The 12,521-nt window shown below is 63.7% G+C and carries 12 protein-coding genes; 9 read left to right on the forward strand and 3 right to left on the reverse strand.

Features of this window, described 5'->3' with window-relative positions; genetic code table 11:
* Positions 1 to 5: 5 nt before the first annotated feature.
* Complete coding sequence (locus L0U83_RS32925; protein WP_233888353.1) at positions 6 to 806, reverse strand: SDR family NAD(P)-dependent oxidoreductase; 801 nt, start codon at positions 804 to 806, stop codon at positions 6 to 8.
* A gap of 142 nt (positions 807 to 948) precedes the next feature.
* Here L0U83_RS32925 and L0U83_RS32930 point away from each other — a divergent pair, with 142 nt between their 5' ends.
* Positions 949 to 1,902: a GlxA family transcriptional regulator gene (locus tag L0U83_RS32930; RefSeq protein ID WP_233888354.1), complete on the forward strand. Its 954-nt coding sequence runs from the start codon at positions 949 to 951 to the stop codon at positions 1,900 to 1,902.
* A 6-nt stretch (positions 1,903 to 1,908) separates the two neighbouring features.
* On the opposite strand, the gene L0U83_RS32935 is transcribed toward L0U83_RS32930, so the two are convergent.
* Positions 1,909 to 2,904, reverse strand: coding sequence for a GlxA family transcriptional regulator (locus tag L0U83_RS32935; protein ID WP_233888355.1), 996 nt, complete (start codon positions 2,902 to 2,904; stop codon positions 1,909 to 1,911).
* A 37-nt stretch (positions 2,905 to 2,941) separates the two neighbouring features.
* Positions 2,942 to 4,339, reverse strand: coding sequence for an MFS transporter (locus L0U83_RS32940; RefSeq protein WP_233888356.1), 1,398 nt, complete (start codon positions 4,337 to 4,339; stop codon positions 2,942 to 2,944).
* A 154-nt stretch (positions 4,340 to 4,493) separates the two neighbouring features.
* On the opposite strand from L0U83_RS32940, the gene L0U83_RS32945 reads away from it, so the two are divergent.
* The 8 genes from L0U83_RS32945 (at position 4,494) to L0U83_RS32980 (ending at position 12,511) form a co-directional block, all read left to right on the forward strand.
* Positions 4,494 to 4,781 carry a hypothetical protein gene (locus L0U83_RS32945; protein ID WP_233888357.1) on the forward strand — a complete coding sequence of 96 codons (288 nt, stop codon included), beginning with the start codon at positions 4,494 to 4,496 and terminating at the stop codon, positions 4,779 to 4,781.
* A 97-nt stretch (positions 4,782 to 4,878) separates the two neighbouring features.
* Positions 4,879 to 5,778, forward strand: a complete 900-nt coding sequence (locus tag L0U83_RS32950) for a LysR family transcriptional regulator (protein ID WP_233888358.1) — start codon at positions 4,879 to 4,881, stop codon at positions 5,776 to 5,778.
* A 169-nt stretch (positions 5,779 to 5,947) separates the two neighbouring features.
* Positions 5,948 to 7,276: an MFS transporter gene (locus tag L0U83_RS32955; protein ID WP_233888359.1), complete on the forward strand. Its 1,329-nt coding sequence runs from the start codon at positions 5,948 to 5,950 to the stop codon at positions 7,274 to 7,276.
* A gap of 34 nt (positions 7,277 to 7,310) precedes the next feature.
* The gene (locus L0U83_RS32960; protein WP_233888360.1) at positions 7,311 to 8,351 is read left to right on the forward strand and encodes an amidohydrolase family protein; all 1,041 of its coding nucleotides are present in this window, start codon (positions 7,311 to 7,313) and stop codon (positions 8,349 to 8,351) included.
* Positions 8,348 to 9,031 carry an RraA family protein gene (locus tag L0U83_RS32965; protein ID WP_233888361.1) on the forward strand — a complete coding sequence of 228 codons (684 nt, stop codon included), beginning with the start codon at positions 8,348 to 8,350 and terminating at the stop codon, positions 9,029 to 9,031. The genes L0U83_RS32960 and L0U83_RS32965 overlap by 4 nt, the downstream gene beginning before the upstream one ends.
* Before the next feature lie 82 nt (positions 9,032 to 9,113).
* Positions 9,114 to 9,506 (forward strand): hypothetical protein, encoded by a 393-nt coding sequence (locus tag L0U83_RS32970; protein WP_233888362.1) that lies wholly within the window; start codon positions 9,114 to 9,116, stop codon positions 9,504 to 9,506.
* Positions 9,507 to 10,152: 646 nt separating this feature from the next.
* On the forward strand, positions 10,153 to 11,298 hold the full coding sequence (locus L0U83_RS32975) for a YncE family protein (protein WP_233888363.1): 1,146 nt from the start codon (positions 10,153 to 10,155) through the stop codon (positions 11,296 to 11,298).
* Positions 11,299 to 11,464: 166 nt separating this feature from the next.
* A complete protein-coding gene (locus L0U83_RS32980) occupies positions 11,465 to 12,511 on the forward strand; it encodes a substrate-binding domain-containing protein (protein ID WP_233888364.1) in 1,047 nt (348 codons plus the stop codon).
* The last annotated feature ends 10 nt before the right edge of the window (positions 12,512 to 12,521 follow it).

The raw sequence follows: 12,521 nt of genomic DNA on the forward strand, positions 1-12,521 counted from the left end.
CGTCACTACGCAACGCGATAGCGCGCAGCGGGCGTATTAGTCGACAGTTGCGTGGACATCGCGCGGCGAGCCGTCTCGAACGTGTTCCATTGCTCCACGTCGTGCAGCGAGGGGATCGTCACGGTTTCGCCACGCTCGAAGCCGATCAGGGCAGCGCTCACCATGTCTTGCGCGGACATGACGATCGCACTGTCGAGATGTTCGAGCGGCAGTCCACCCGTCTCCCAGAACTCAGTAGCCGTGGCGCCGGGCAGCACCGCCTGCACGCGGACGCCTTTGGCCGCCAGTTCATGATGCAGCGACTGGCTGAAGGCGAGCACGAACGCCTTGGTGCCGCCATACACGCCGTTGAGGATCTCGGGCGCGATGCTCACGATGGACGCGATATTGATGATCGCGCCGTTGCCGCGCGCGATGAACCCCGGCACGGCCGCGTAGGTGAGCCGTGTGAGCGCGGTGACATTCAACTCGATCATGCGCGTCATGTAATCGACATCGCTGTCCACGAGCGGCGTGTGCGTGCCGATGCCCGCGTTGTTCACGAGCAGCGTGAGGCTCGCGTCGTCGCGCAGGCGTGCTTCCACGGCGGCGAGATCGTGGCGGTCGTTCAGATCGGCGGCGAGCACTTCCACGTCGCGCCGGGTTTCGCTGGTGATGCGCTTGGCGAGCGCGGCGAGCCGGTCGCGATTGCGCGCGACGAGCACGAGGTCGTAGCCCTGGCGCGCGAGTTCTGCGGCGTACACGGCGCCGATGCCGGAAGAGGCGCCGGTGACGAGCGCGGTGCCGCGATGAGATGGCTGGGTCATGATTGCACTCCTTTGCGTAGCGGCGCGAATGGTTAGGTAACGTACGGGTGGCGCTGCTGTGAATGCATTCTGGCCGCGATTGACCGTGGCGCAAATGACGTATATGGTCGTGTTTTAGGACATGCAGCGACAGGAGTAGGACATGCACCGCATCGGCTACCTGCTGAGCGACGGGTTCCAGGTGATGGCGCTCGCGACCCAAAGCGTTTTCGAATACGCGAATTTCGTGGCGGGCTCGCCGTTTTACGCGATCGAGAACTATTCGGTGGCGGGCGGCGCGGTTCGTTCATCGCTCGGCATGAGCGTGGACACGCAGCGCACACCCGCGCCCGCGCGCAGCCGCGTGGACACCTGGATTGTCGCGGGCGTGAACGATCCGCTTGCCGAGGCTGCTGCACCCGCGATGCTGGCGTTCCTGCGCCGCGCGAGCGGCCGTGCGCGCCGGGTGGCGGGCATCTGCACGGGCGGCTTCGTGCTGGCCGAGGCGGGCCTGCTCGACGGCCGCCGCGCCACCATGCACTGGTTCTACGCGCGCGATCTGCAGCAGCGCTTCCCAGAGGTTCGCGTGGAAGACGACCGCATCTATATCGTCGACGGGCCGGTCTGGACGTCGGCGGGCATGACAGCGGGGCTCGATCTCGCGCTCGCCATGGTCGAGCGCGACCTCGGCGCGGAGGTGGCGCGTTCGGTTGCGCACAAGCTGGTCATGCATCAGCGTCGTTCGGGCGGCCAGTCGCAGCATTCGGAAATGCTCGCGCTGGCTCCAAAATCCGACCGCATCCAGAACGCGCTCGACTACGCGCGCCGCAACCTGAGCAGCGCGCTCACGGTGGAGCAGCTCGCCGAAGCCGTGCATCTGAGCCCGCGTCAGTTCAGCCGCGTTTTCACGGCGGAAACGGGGCAGTCGCCCGCGCGCGCCGTGGAGGGGCTGCGCCTGGAGGCGGCGCGGCTCATGATCGAGCAGAGCACGCATCCGCTCGATGTCATCGCACGCGAAACCGGCTTTCGTGACCGGCGGCACATGCGCGAGGCCTTCGTGCGTGGCTTAGGCGTGCCGCCACAAGCGGTGCGGCGCGAGATGCGCGCGGGGGCGTAGGCCTTACTAAGAATCCGCTTTGCGGCTGCGTTTGCCCTTCGCAGTGACCGCGCCGAAGTGCGTGCGATATTGCTGCGGCGTGGTGCCCAGCCTGCGCTTGAATGCCACGCGCAAATGATCGGCGTCGCGCATGCCGCATCGGAAGGCCACGGTTTTCAACGGCGCCGTGCTGTTTTCTAGCATGACGCGCGCCGCGTCGATGCGCGCGCTCTCGACGAAATCGGCGGGCGTTACGTTGGTATCGCGCACGAAGATTCTCGCGAAGTTTCGCTTGCTCATTTTCGCTACAGCGGCAAGTACTTCCACGCCCAGATCCTCATTCAGATGCCCGAGCACATACTGCTGCACCTGGGCAATGGGGGACGATGCCTCCGCGTAGGGCGTGAGGTACGGGCTGAACTGCGACTGGCCGCCCGCGCGCTGCACGAACACCACCAACCGCCGCGCCACTTTCAGCGCGATTTCCGGACCGTGGTCCTGAGCCAGCAGGTACAGCGAGAGATCGATGCCCGCCGTCACGCCCGCCGAGGTATAGAGATTGCCGTCCTGAATGAAGATCCTGTCGAATTCGACGTTCGCAGTGGGGCACATTGCGGCGAGGGCGGCGGCGTCGTTCCAGTGCGTCGTGACGGTGCGCTCGTCGAGCAAGCCTGCATGTCCGAGCGTCAGCGCGCCGTTGCAGATCGATCCGAAGCGCCGGGCGCGCGCGCTGGCTTCGCGCAGCCATGCATGCGCCGCATCGGGAAGCGGCTGCTCCACGAGCGAAGGCCCGCCTGCAACGAGCAGCAAATCGTAGTGGCCGTGTGCCTCGCTGAAGTGCCGGTCCGCGCCGATGCGTACGCCGCTCGAGCAGCGTACGGTGTCGCGCTCCGTTGCAATCAGCTCGAGCTGGTATTGCGCCTCGGGCGCGAGCAGCCGGTTGGCCTCCGAGAAAACGTCGGTGGGCCCGAACACGTCGAGAGCCTGGACGCCTGGGAAGACGAGAAGCGCAACGGTAAGCATCGTTTAGGACACAGAATGAGTCAGGGTTGGAGTCTCGCTAGCGTCGCGCGAGAATATGCGCACCCGCGCTGCGCGGCAGCAGCACACTGTCTGCCACGCCCAACGCCGCGAGCGCCGTGATGAACCAGAACGCCAGGTGGAAGTCGGCGGCGCCGGCCGTCCCCGCATGCGTGCCGCGCAGCGCCTCCGCAACCGAAAGCGCCAGCGCACCCACTGCGATTCCCATGCCGGCGTTCATCTGCTGCAGAACGGAGAACAGTGTCGTCGCATCGCGCATCTGCGCCTGAGGCACATCGGCGAAACCGATGGTGTTCAGCGCGGTGAACTGCATCGAGCGCACGAGGCCGCTGAAAAACAGCAGCGCCGCCACGACCACGCGCGGCGTGTCGGCCCCGAGCAGCGTGAAACCCGCGAAGCCGAGCGCGACCAGTGTGCCGTTGGCAATCAGCACGGTGCGAAAGCCGAAGCGGTTCATGACCCACGTGGTGCCCGGCTTCATGCACAGGTTGCCGGCGAACAGCCACAGCAGCAGCGCGCCCGAAGCCACGGCGCTCCACCCGAACGCCACCTGAAACATCAGCGGCAACAGAAATGGCGCGGTGCCGATCGCGGTGCGGAACAGCGAGCCACCGAACACGGTCACGCGAAACGTGTTGATCTTCACGGGCGCGAGGTCGAACAGCGGATGCGGCACGCGGTGCAAATGTACGACGGCAGCCGCCAATAGCGCCACGCCCGCCACGCAGGTGCCGATCGACACGGAAGTGGTGACGTCGGAGCGGCTCGCCATTTCGATGCCGCTCATGACGAACGCGAAGCCGAGGCCGCTCAGCACGAAGCCGAAGGTGTCGAAGCGCCGGGGTTGCGTGTGCTCGTCGCGCAGGAGCATCAACGCGGCGACGAGCGCGGCCACGCCGAGCGGCAGGTTGAGCAGGAAGATCCAGTGCCAGCTCCAGTGTGTGCTGATCCAGCCGCCGAGCGGCGGCCCGAGAATGGGCGCGACCAGCGCGGGCCAGGTGAGGATCGCAATGGCGCGCACGATCTCGTGTTTCGGCGTGTCGCGCAGCACGACGAGGCGGCCCACCGGCACCATCATCGCGCCGCCTAGTCCCTGAAGCACGCGCGCGGCGGTGAAGGCGAAGAGGCCGGTGCTCATCGCGCACAGCAGCGAGGCCACGCTGAACACCGTGATGGCCGTGGCGAACACGCGGCGCGCGCCAAAGCGCTCGGCGAACCAGCCGCTCACGGGGATGAACATCGTGAGCGCGACGAGGTAGGCGGAGACACCGATCGAGAGGTACGCGGGCGCGGTGTGAAAGTCGCGCGCGATGATGGGCAGCGAGGTGGTGATGACCGTGGCATCGAGGTTCTCCATGAAGAACGTTGCGGCCACAAGGAATGCGACGGCGGTGCGGCGATCGAGAGCGTGCTGCATCAGGCGTGTTCCTGGATGTGATTCTTTGACTGCGGCCAGATTCGGCGCGCAGTGTCCCTCATTCTACTGAAGTTGGCCGACTCCGCTCGCGGGCACGTTCCCTGCGTGACTTGTCTTGACCATGCGATATCCATCGCAAAGGGAGGTCGAAACGATGAACAACCAGCGCGACAAGTCCCAACAGCCCGAAGAAGCACCGGAGCCGCGCGGCACGGATCTGCCCAAGCCATTTGGGGACGCTGTGCCCGCGCCTGCCGAGCCGGGTCTCGATCAGCCGTTGCCGCCAAAGACGCACGATTTGCCGACGGAGGAGGCGGCCGAGAAGCCTGGCGAGTCAGATCGAGCGCCGCAGAACGATATTTCCAGGCCGCTGGGCGGCGCGGTGCCCACGCCGGTCGAGCCCGGCCTCGACCAGCCTCTGCCGCCTAAAAAACACCCGTGACATGGGCGGCGGTTTCACTCAGCGTCGAGCATATCCGTGACGTTGGCCCAAGCTCGCTGTATTACGATGCAGGGCAAATCGATACGGAGAGGATGAGATGAATGAGCTTCGGGGCCTGCAGTGTTTCGTGACACTCGCCGAGGAACTGAACTTCAGCCGCGCCGCGGAACGTCTGCACATCGCGCAGCCGGCGCTGAGCCAGCAGATACGGGCTCTCGAGGACCGCGTGGGCACGCAACTGATCGATCGCACGCGCCGCCCGTTGCGCCTGACGGAAGCGGGGCAGTATCTGGCCACCGAAGCGCGGCAGATTCTCGGTTCGCTCGCCGAGGTGACGCACGGGGCGCTGGAGATCGGCGTGGGCCGGCGCGGCTGGCTCAGTATTGGCTTCACGCGCTCGTCGATGTACAGCGTCCTGCCGCCCGCGCTCAAGGCGTTTCATCAGGCGTATCCGCAGGTCGAACTCAAGCTGTTCGAAATGCTGACCGATGAGCAGACCGACGCCTTGCGCGACATGCGCATTCATATCGGCATCGGGCGGCAACCGCTCGCCGAGCCCGGCTACACGACCTTGCCGCTGCTGCGCGAGCGGCTCGTCGTGTTGATGGCGTCCGATCATCCGCTCGCCAAACGAAAGAGGGTACGCATCGACGAACTCGCCGATACGCCGTTGATCCTCTACCCGAAGCATCAAAACGCGCAGTTCAAGCGCACGGTGCAGGCGCTCTACCGCGACGCGGGCGTGACGCCATTCGTCGCGCACCAGGCTTACGAGATCCAGACTGCCATTGCGCTCGTGGCGGCGGGACTTGGCGTGACCGTGGTGGGCGAATCGGTGGCGCGGCACGGCCGCGCCGACGTCGTGGCGCGCCACCTCGAAGGCCCGGGCGCTGCGCAGCGTACCGTGCTGGCGGCAACGTTTCGCAGCGACGACGCCTCGCCGCATCTGCGCGCGTTTCTCGAGTGCCTGCCGCCGCCGCTTGCCAGCACACTATAAGCGCACGCTTATAGAAGCATAAGTATCGCGTCTTGGACTCGACGCTCCCCGCTTCTTATTATCGAAACTCAGGCGTCCCGTCTCGTGGGGTGCCGCCGGCAGCGCTCATCGCTGCCGGCCGATAACGATGCAGCGACGGCACCGCCCGTCGCCATGAGGCGGAGACAGCATGAGTCACTTCGACGAAGCAGCAACCATGCGAAAGGTTTACAAGCGGCTTGTGCCGCTGCTTTTCTGCATGATGTTTTTCAATTATCTGGACCGTATCAATATCGGTTTCGCCGCGCTCGACATGAATTCGGACATGGGCTTCGACCCTGCCGTGTTCGGTTTCGCGGGCAGCATTTTCTTTGTCGGCTACATGCTGCTGGAAGTGCCCAGCAATCTGCTGTTGCACCGCGTGGGCGCGCGCCGCTGGATCGCGCGCATTCTGCTCACGTGGGGCGCCGTTGCGGCCGCAACGGCCTTCGTGTTCAACGCCTCGAGTTTCTACGTGCTGCGCTTTTTGCTCGGCGTGATGGAAGCGGGCTTTCTGCCGGGTATTGCGGTCTATCTGACCTACTGGTTTCCGGAGCGCTACCGCGCTCGCGCTGTGGGCGGGTACATCATCGCGGGGTCGTTCTCGGCCGTGCTGGGCGGTCCGCTCTCGACCACGCTCATGACCTACGCGAATGGCCTGCTCGGCATGCACGGCTGGCAGTGGATGTTCATTCTCGAAGGCGTGCCCGCCATGCTGCTCGGCCTCATTACGCTGCGCATCATGACCGAGCGCCCCGCCGACGCCGACTGGCTTTCCGTGGAAGAGAAGCAATGGCTCGAGTCCACGCTCGCCAAGGAACGCGAGGCGCTTGGCGGCAATCGGCATTTTCCGCTGCTTAAGGTGGCTGGCGACATTCGCGTATGGAGCCTCGCGTGTCTGTTCGGCTGCGCGCTGGTCGGCATTTACGGGCTCTTTCTGTGGCTGCCGCAGATCGTGAAGAGCCTGGGACATCTCAACAACATCGAAGTGGGCTTCCTCTCCGCTGCGCCGCCGCTCCTGGGCGTGCTGGGCACGTACCTCGTGAGCCGCAGTTCGGATCGCACCGGCGACCGTAAATACCACCTCGCTTTCGTCTACGGTATGAGCGCGCTCGCGATTGCGGGCAGCGCGTATGCGCCGAATCCGCTGCTTGCATATGCGTTGCTTTGCGTGACCGGCCTCTTTATTTACGCGGGCAACCCGCTGTTCTGGAGTCTGGCCGCTTCGTTCAGAACCGGCGCTGCGGGCGCGGCAACGATTGCGCTCATCAATACGATCGCGCAGTTCGGCGGCGTAGTGGGACCGTGGAGCATTGGTCTCGTGCGCCACGCGACCGGCAGCTTCAAGTTCGCGCTGCTCACCATCGCCGCTTTCCTCGTGGTCGCCACGCTCATCGCCATTGTGATGCGCGTGAAGCCCGCCGGGAACGGCGCCTCGAACCCCGCGCTCATTGGCGGCGATGAAGCGACGGAAAGCTGATTCTTATCGTCCGTACACCTGATGGAATTGCCACATGATCATTGATTGCCACGGTCACTACACGACCTCGCCGCGCGAGCACGAAGCCTGGCGCGCTAAACAGATTGCCGCGCTCAAGGACGGCACGCCGGTGCCCCCGCGCCCGACGATTACCGACGACGAGATTCGCGAGAGCATCGAAAACGGCCAGCGCCGCATTCAGCGAGAGCGCGGCACGGACCTGACGATTTTCTCCCCGCGCGCCGCGGGCATGGGGCACCACCAGGCGGGCGAAGCGGCGAACGCGCTCTGGTCCAGCGAATGCAATGACCTGGTGCATCGCGTGTGCTCGCTTTTCCCGCAGCATTTCGTCGGCGTTTGCCAGTTGCCGCAGGCGCCGGGCGTGTCGCCGGAGAACTGCATTCCCGAGTTGCGGCGCTGTGTGGAGGAACTGGGATTCGTTGGCTGCAACCTGAATCCCGATCCCTCTGGCGGACACTGGTCGGGGCTGCCGGTCACGGACCGCTCGTGGTATCCGCTTTACGAGGCCATGGTGGAACTCGACGTGCCCGCGATGATTCACGTTTCATCGTCATGCAATCCTAACTTTCATGCAACGGGCGCGCACTACCTCAACGGCGACACCTCGGTATTCATGCAACTGCTGCAGGGCGACCTATTCGCTGACTTCCCGACGTTGCGCTTCATCATTCCGCATGGCGGCGGCGCGGTGCCCTATCACTGGGGGCGTTATCGCGGTCTGGCGCAGGACATGAAACGGCCGCTCCTGAAGGACTATCTCCTCAAGAACGTGTTCTTCGATACCTGTGTGTACCACCAGCCGGGCTCAGACCTGCTCGCCAAGGTGATTCCGGTCGAGAACATCCTGTTCGCTTCGGAGACGATCGGCGCGGTGCAGGGCATCGACCCGGAAACCGGGCACTACTACGACGACACGCGCCGCTACATCGACGCGATCGAATGGCTCAGCGACGCCGATCGGCAACGCATTTACGAAGGCAACGCGCGTGCGGTGTACAGCCGCCTTTCCGCGCAGATCGAACGACAAACCGCACTGGAAGGGGTGACGAAATGAATCAGAATTCAAACCCGATCGGCTGGCGCGAGAACGCATCCGCTTCGCAGGCGAGCGAAGCGACGCTCGCCGCGTTGCGCGAACTGGCCGTGTCGCTCCTGAGCGACAACATGGCGCGCTCGAGCGGCATTCTGGGCCTGCAACCGTTCCACAGGGCGAAGCCGATGGCGGGCACGGCCGTGACGGTGCGCACGCGGCCCGGCGACAATCTCGCCATTCATCGCGCCTTCGACTTCTGCCGGCCAGGCGATGTGCTCGTGATCGATGGCGCAGGTGAAGTGACCCAGGCGTTGATGGGCGACATCATGTCGAGCTATGCGCAAAGCCTCGGCGTGCAAGGCCTCGTGATCGACGGCGCGATTCGCGACGTTGGTGCGATTCGCGAGCGCGACTTTCCTGTGTATGCGCGCGGCGTGACGCATCGCGGACCGTACAAGAACGGGCCCGGCGAAATCAATGTGCCGGTGACCATCGGCAGGATGGTCGTCAATCCCGGCGACATCATCGTCGGCGACGAGGACGGCTTGCTCGCCATCGCACCCGAAGATGTGGAAACCGTTATTGCGGGCGCGCGCAAGCAGGGCGAAAAGGAGGCCGCCGCGTTGCAGGCGATAGCCGAAGGCCGCTTCGACCGCGCATGGGTGGTGCCGCATATCGAGCGCATGAGAAGCGGGGCTTGATGATGTCACGTGGCGCCAGGCGTTAAGATGCGCGCTGGACCCGATACGCTTCCTGGCTCAACCGCAGATCCATTCTTGCTCCATGACCCGATACCTTGACGCTGCCGCGCTGCGCGAACTCGCCGAATGCGCTGAGCGAACCGACCCGCCGCCCTGCACCTGCACGAAAACGCCACTCGATGGCTGGCAATCGCAACCGCTTTCGCTCGACGAGCAGCAGTTGGAACAAATCGGCACGCTCGTGTGCGCGGACGAAGCCGAACCGACCTTTGCCGAACATCTGCCGGGGGAAGCGGGCTACTGGTCGGAACATGCGCCGATCGCGCCCCGGTACTTTCCGTATAACCGTTGCGGTGTCTGGAAATGCACGCTGTGCGCGCGCCTTTACCTTCGCTACACGGAAGGCGGCGGCTATTTCGTCGATCAGCGCATCCGTGCGTTGAAAGCGCGCTTGATCGAGGATGTGCCGCTTTGAGCACGGCTAAATCGACGCATTTCTTCTGATTCGCCCACGCTTATATTTATCGTGAATAAACCAGAGGCCAGGCTTTTCCCTGGCCTCTCTTTCATTTCTGGCAGCGTGACATTCGACTGACTGCCAACATCGCTTTCGAACTCACAACCGCACCTTACATGAACGAGGCCTTCGTGCTGCTCAACCGGCGCGTGCGTTAGGCCGTGCCTTTCGATGTGCCCGCGCATCAATTCTTCAAAAACGAGCGCAAGCTCGCGCCGAGATTCACTCTCACCATTGCGATGCAGGAGATGACGCAATGCAGCACGCCGTGATTGCTTTCTCGTTCTGATCGATTATGACTTGTATTCGCAAAATAAAGGCGTGAATCGAAACTTACTAATCGCGATGATTTTATTCTTCGAGAAGTTTCTGCATCCATACACTCATATGCGCCTCGATATGGAAACGATCAATTTCTTTGTTGTGCATTGTTACCGTTCCTTCCGCATCCTTACGTCCGTATCGAAGCCCTGCCATTCGGCAGCTTCAAGGACATGGATGACGTGAGCCGCAGTGCGATGACAAGTCATCGAAATGCTCCCGCAGATTCCGTGAGGCATTCGCGTGTTGACCCACCTGATCTGCTGCTCAAAGGAGCCGAGTGATGAATAAACCGTTATTGGCCTTTCTATTCACAGCAACAGTGGCCGTTGCCGGATGCGGCGGAGGAGACAATTCCAGCTCGAACCCGACTTCGGCCGCGGCCACACCGTCCGCGCCCAAACTGCTCTCGAACATTGCCGTGCCCAATGCCACGAGCCCCGCGTTCAGCTTCGACATCGGCTATGTGGAAGCGGGCAAGTACTATCTGGCCGATCGGAACAACAAGTCCGTCGATGTCGTCGACACGAAAACGAAAACACTTATTGCGCAGATTCCTGGCAACTTCACCGGCGTAGGCGCGAATACCGATGCGTCCGGGCCAGATGGCATCGTGGGTGTAACGGGAACGAATACGCTGTTCGTGGGCGACGTCGATAACGTGAAAGTCGTCGATACGTCCGCGATGCAAACGGTCAAGACGATCCCCATCAGCACGTCCGGTTCACGCGTCGACGAAGGCTGCTACGATCCCGACGACCATCTCGTCATGTTCGCGAGCCCCGGCGACACGCCGCCCTACGTGACCTTCATTTCGACCACGACGCAGACCGTCGTGAACAAACTGGTCTTCAACGGCTCCTCCGGTCTCGAAGCCTGCGCATACGATCCGGTCTCGAAGCACTTCCTCATCAACAACGACGGAACTGCCGCGAACCCCGACGGCGAACTCGACGTGATTACCGCGAGTTCGGTCACTTCGGGTGCGCCTGCGGTCAGCAAGGCTTTTCCGCTGGGTAAATGCGGGCCCGCGGGCATTGCGCTCGGTCCCAACAGTGACGTGCTGATTGGCTGCGATCCTTCGGCGGGCGATCCGCTCATCACGCTGATACTCGACCGCAATACGGGCACTCAACTCGCGTCGGTGCCATTTGGCGGCGTGGATCAGGTGGCTTACGATTCCGCATCGAACCGTTACTTCCTGCCAGCGCGCCACTACGTCACGAGCGGCACCGCGGCGGCGTCGGGCTTCACGCCAACGATGGGTGTCATCGACGGCGCGACGCGCAAGCTCATCTATACCGTGGCGGTGGGGACGGGCGCGCACTCGGTTGGCATCGACAGTAGCCTTGGCGAGGTGTTCGTGCCGTTCCAGCCCGGTGCGTCGGCATTCCCGAATGGCGGGATTTCAGTGTTCTCGACGCAGTAGCCGGAAAACTTCAGGCCGTAGCAAACAGCCAGCGGACGAGAAAATCGTCCGCTGGCTTTTTTGTTTCTTTGGCTTCTTCGGCCATGCGGCCACTTACGGTTATGATGTTTCGCACCGTGCCGGCGCCGCGAGCCCGGACTGATTCCAATCATCATTAAACCAGCGCATGGGTATTCGGGAACTCGCCAAAGTACTGAAGCTGTCTGTTTCGACCGTGTCGCGCGCCTTGAACGACAGCGACGAGGTGAGCGCCGAAACGCGCGAGCGCGTGCGCGCCGCCGCGCTCGAGCATGGCTACGCCCCTAGCAAGTCGGCCGCGAGCCTGCGCCGAGGGCGGCTCGACATCGTCGGGCTGATGCTGCCGGTGCGACGCGAAGAAGAGACCTACACGCTCGGTATTTTCATGAAGCTGGCGGACGGTCTTCAGTCAGTGCTGTCGCGCCATGGCATGGATCTCGTCATGTACTCTAGCGAGTCGTGGGACGATGAGTTCGCGCGATTGCGGCGCATCGTCGATCGCCGCCATGTGGACGGCGTGATTCTCGCTGGCACGCGGCGGCACGACGAGCGACTCGATTACGTCGCGAGCCGCCATTTTCCGTTCGTGGCGCTCGGCCGCAGCGAGTCGGGCGGCGAGCATGCATGGGTCGATCTGGACTTCGAGGCGGCCGTCACGGAGGGTGTCGAGCGGCTCGTGGCGCAAGGGCATCGGCGTATTGCGCTCGCCATTCCCGGCGGCGACGCGATGCAGGCGCATATCTACCTGCGCGCATGGAAGAAGGCGATGAAGAAGCACGGGCTACCTGTGCCCGAAGGCTTCGTGCAGCGCAACGAACTCTCCGAGCGCGGCGGCTATCTGGCGACCGAGGCGCTGCTCAACCTGGGCGTGCCGCCGGACGCGCTCATGTTCCAGAGCGACTGCATGGCGATTGGCGCTTACCGCAAGCTGCACGAAACGGGCAGGGCGCCGGGCCGCGATCTGGCGATTTCGGGCGGCGTGCTGGCGGGCGAGGTGTCGGAATACCTCGCGCCGCGACTCACAGGCTTCACGCTTGACGCATATGGGCTGGGCCAGCGCCTCGCGCAGGCGCTGCTCGCGCAGTTCCCGGATATTGGCGACGCCTACCGTGGCGCGCGCGAGCCACTGCTGTGGCCGCTGACGCTGCGCGAACGCGACGACGACGCCGTGACGTCCGAGGCCGTCCAACGCTAACGGCCAGGCC

The sequence above is a fragment of the Paraburkholderia flagellata genome (assembly GCF_021390645.1).
GTDB classification, from domain to species: Bacteria; Pseudomonadota; Gammaproteobacteria; order Burkholderiales; family Burkholderiaceae; genus Paraburkholderia; species Paraburkholderia flagellata.

What these genes read in the sequence shown, in the direction of transcription:
- L0U83_RS32945 (WP_233888357.1), top strand. Translation starts at nt 4,494, where the DNA reads ATGAACAACCAGCGCGACAAGTCCCAACAGCCCGAAGAAGCACCGGAG.
- L0U83_RS32955 (WP_233888359.1), top strand. Translation starts at nt 5,948, where the DNA reads ATGAGTCACTTCGACGAAGCAGCAACCATGCGAAAGGTTTACAAGCGG.
- L0U83_RS32950 (WP_233888358.1), top strand. Translation starts at nt 4,879, where the DNA reads ATGAATGAGCTTCGGGGCCTGCAGTGTTTCGTGACACTCGCCGAGGAA.
- L0U83_RS32980 (WP_233888364.1), top strand. Translation starts at nt 11,465, where the DNA reads ATGGGTATTCGGGAACTCGCCAAAGTACTGAAGCTGTCTGTTTCGACC.
- L0U83_RS32965 (WP_233888361.1), top strand. Translation starts at nt 8,348, where the DNA reads ATGAATCAGAATTCAAACCCGATCGGCTGGCGCGAGAACGCATCCGCT.
- L0U83_RS32925 (WP_233888353.1), bottom strand. Translation starts at nt 806, where the DNA reads ATGACCCAGCCATCTCATCGCGGCACCGCGCTCGTCACCGGCGCCTCT.
- L0U83_RS32930 (WP_233888354.1), top strand. Translation starts at nt 949, where the DNA reads ATGCACCGCATCGGCTACCTGCTGAGCGACGGGTTCCAGGTGATGGCG.
- L0U83_RS32960 (WP_233888360.1), top strand. Translation starts at nt 7,311, where the DNA reads ATGATCATTGATTGCCACGGTCACTACACGACCTCGCCGCGCGAGCAC.
- L0U83_RS32940 (WP_233888356.1), bottom strand. Translation starts at nt 4,339, where the DNA reads ATGCAGCACGCTCTCGATCGCCGCACCGCCGTCGCATTCCTTGTGGCC.
- L0U83_RS32975 (WP_233888363.1), top strand. Translation starts at nt 10,153, where the DNA reads ATGAATAAACCGTTATTGGCCTTTCTATTCACAGCAACAGTGGCCGTT.
- L0U83_RS32970 (WP_233888362.1), top strand. Translation starts at nt 9,114, where the DNA reads ATGACCCGATACCTTGACGCTGCCGCGCTGCGCGAACTCGCCGAATGC.
- L0U83_RS32935 (WP_233888355.1), bottom strand. Translation starts at nt 2,904, where the DNA reads ATGCTTACCGTTGCGCTTCTCGTCTTCCCAGGCGTCCAGGCTCTCGAC.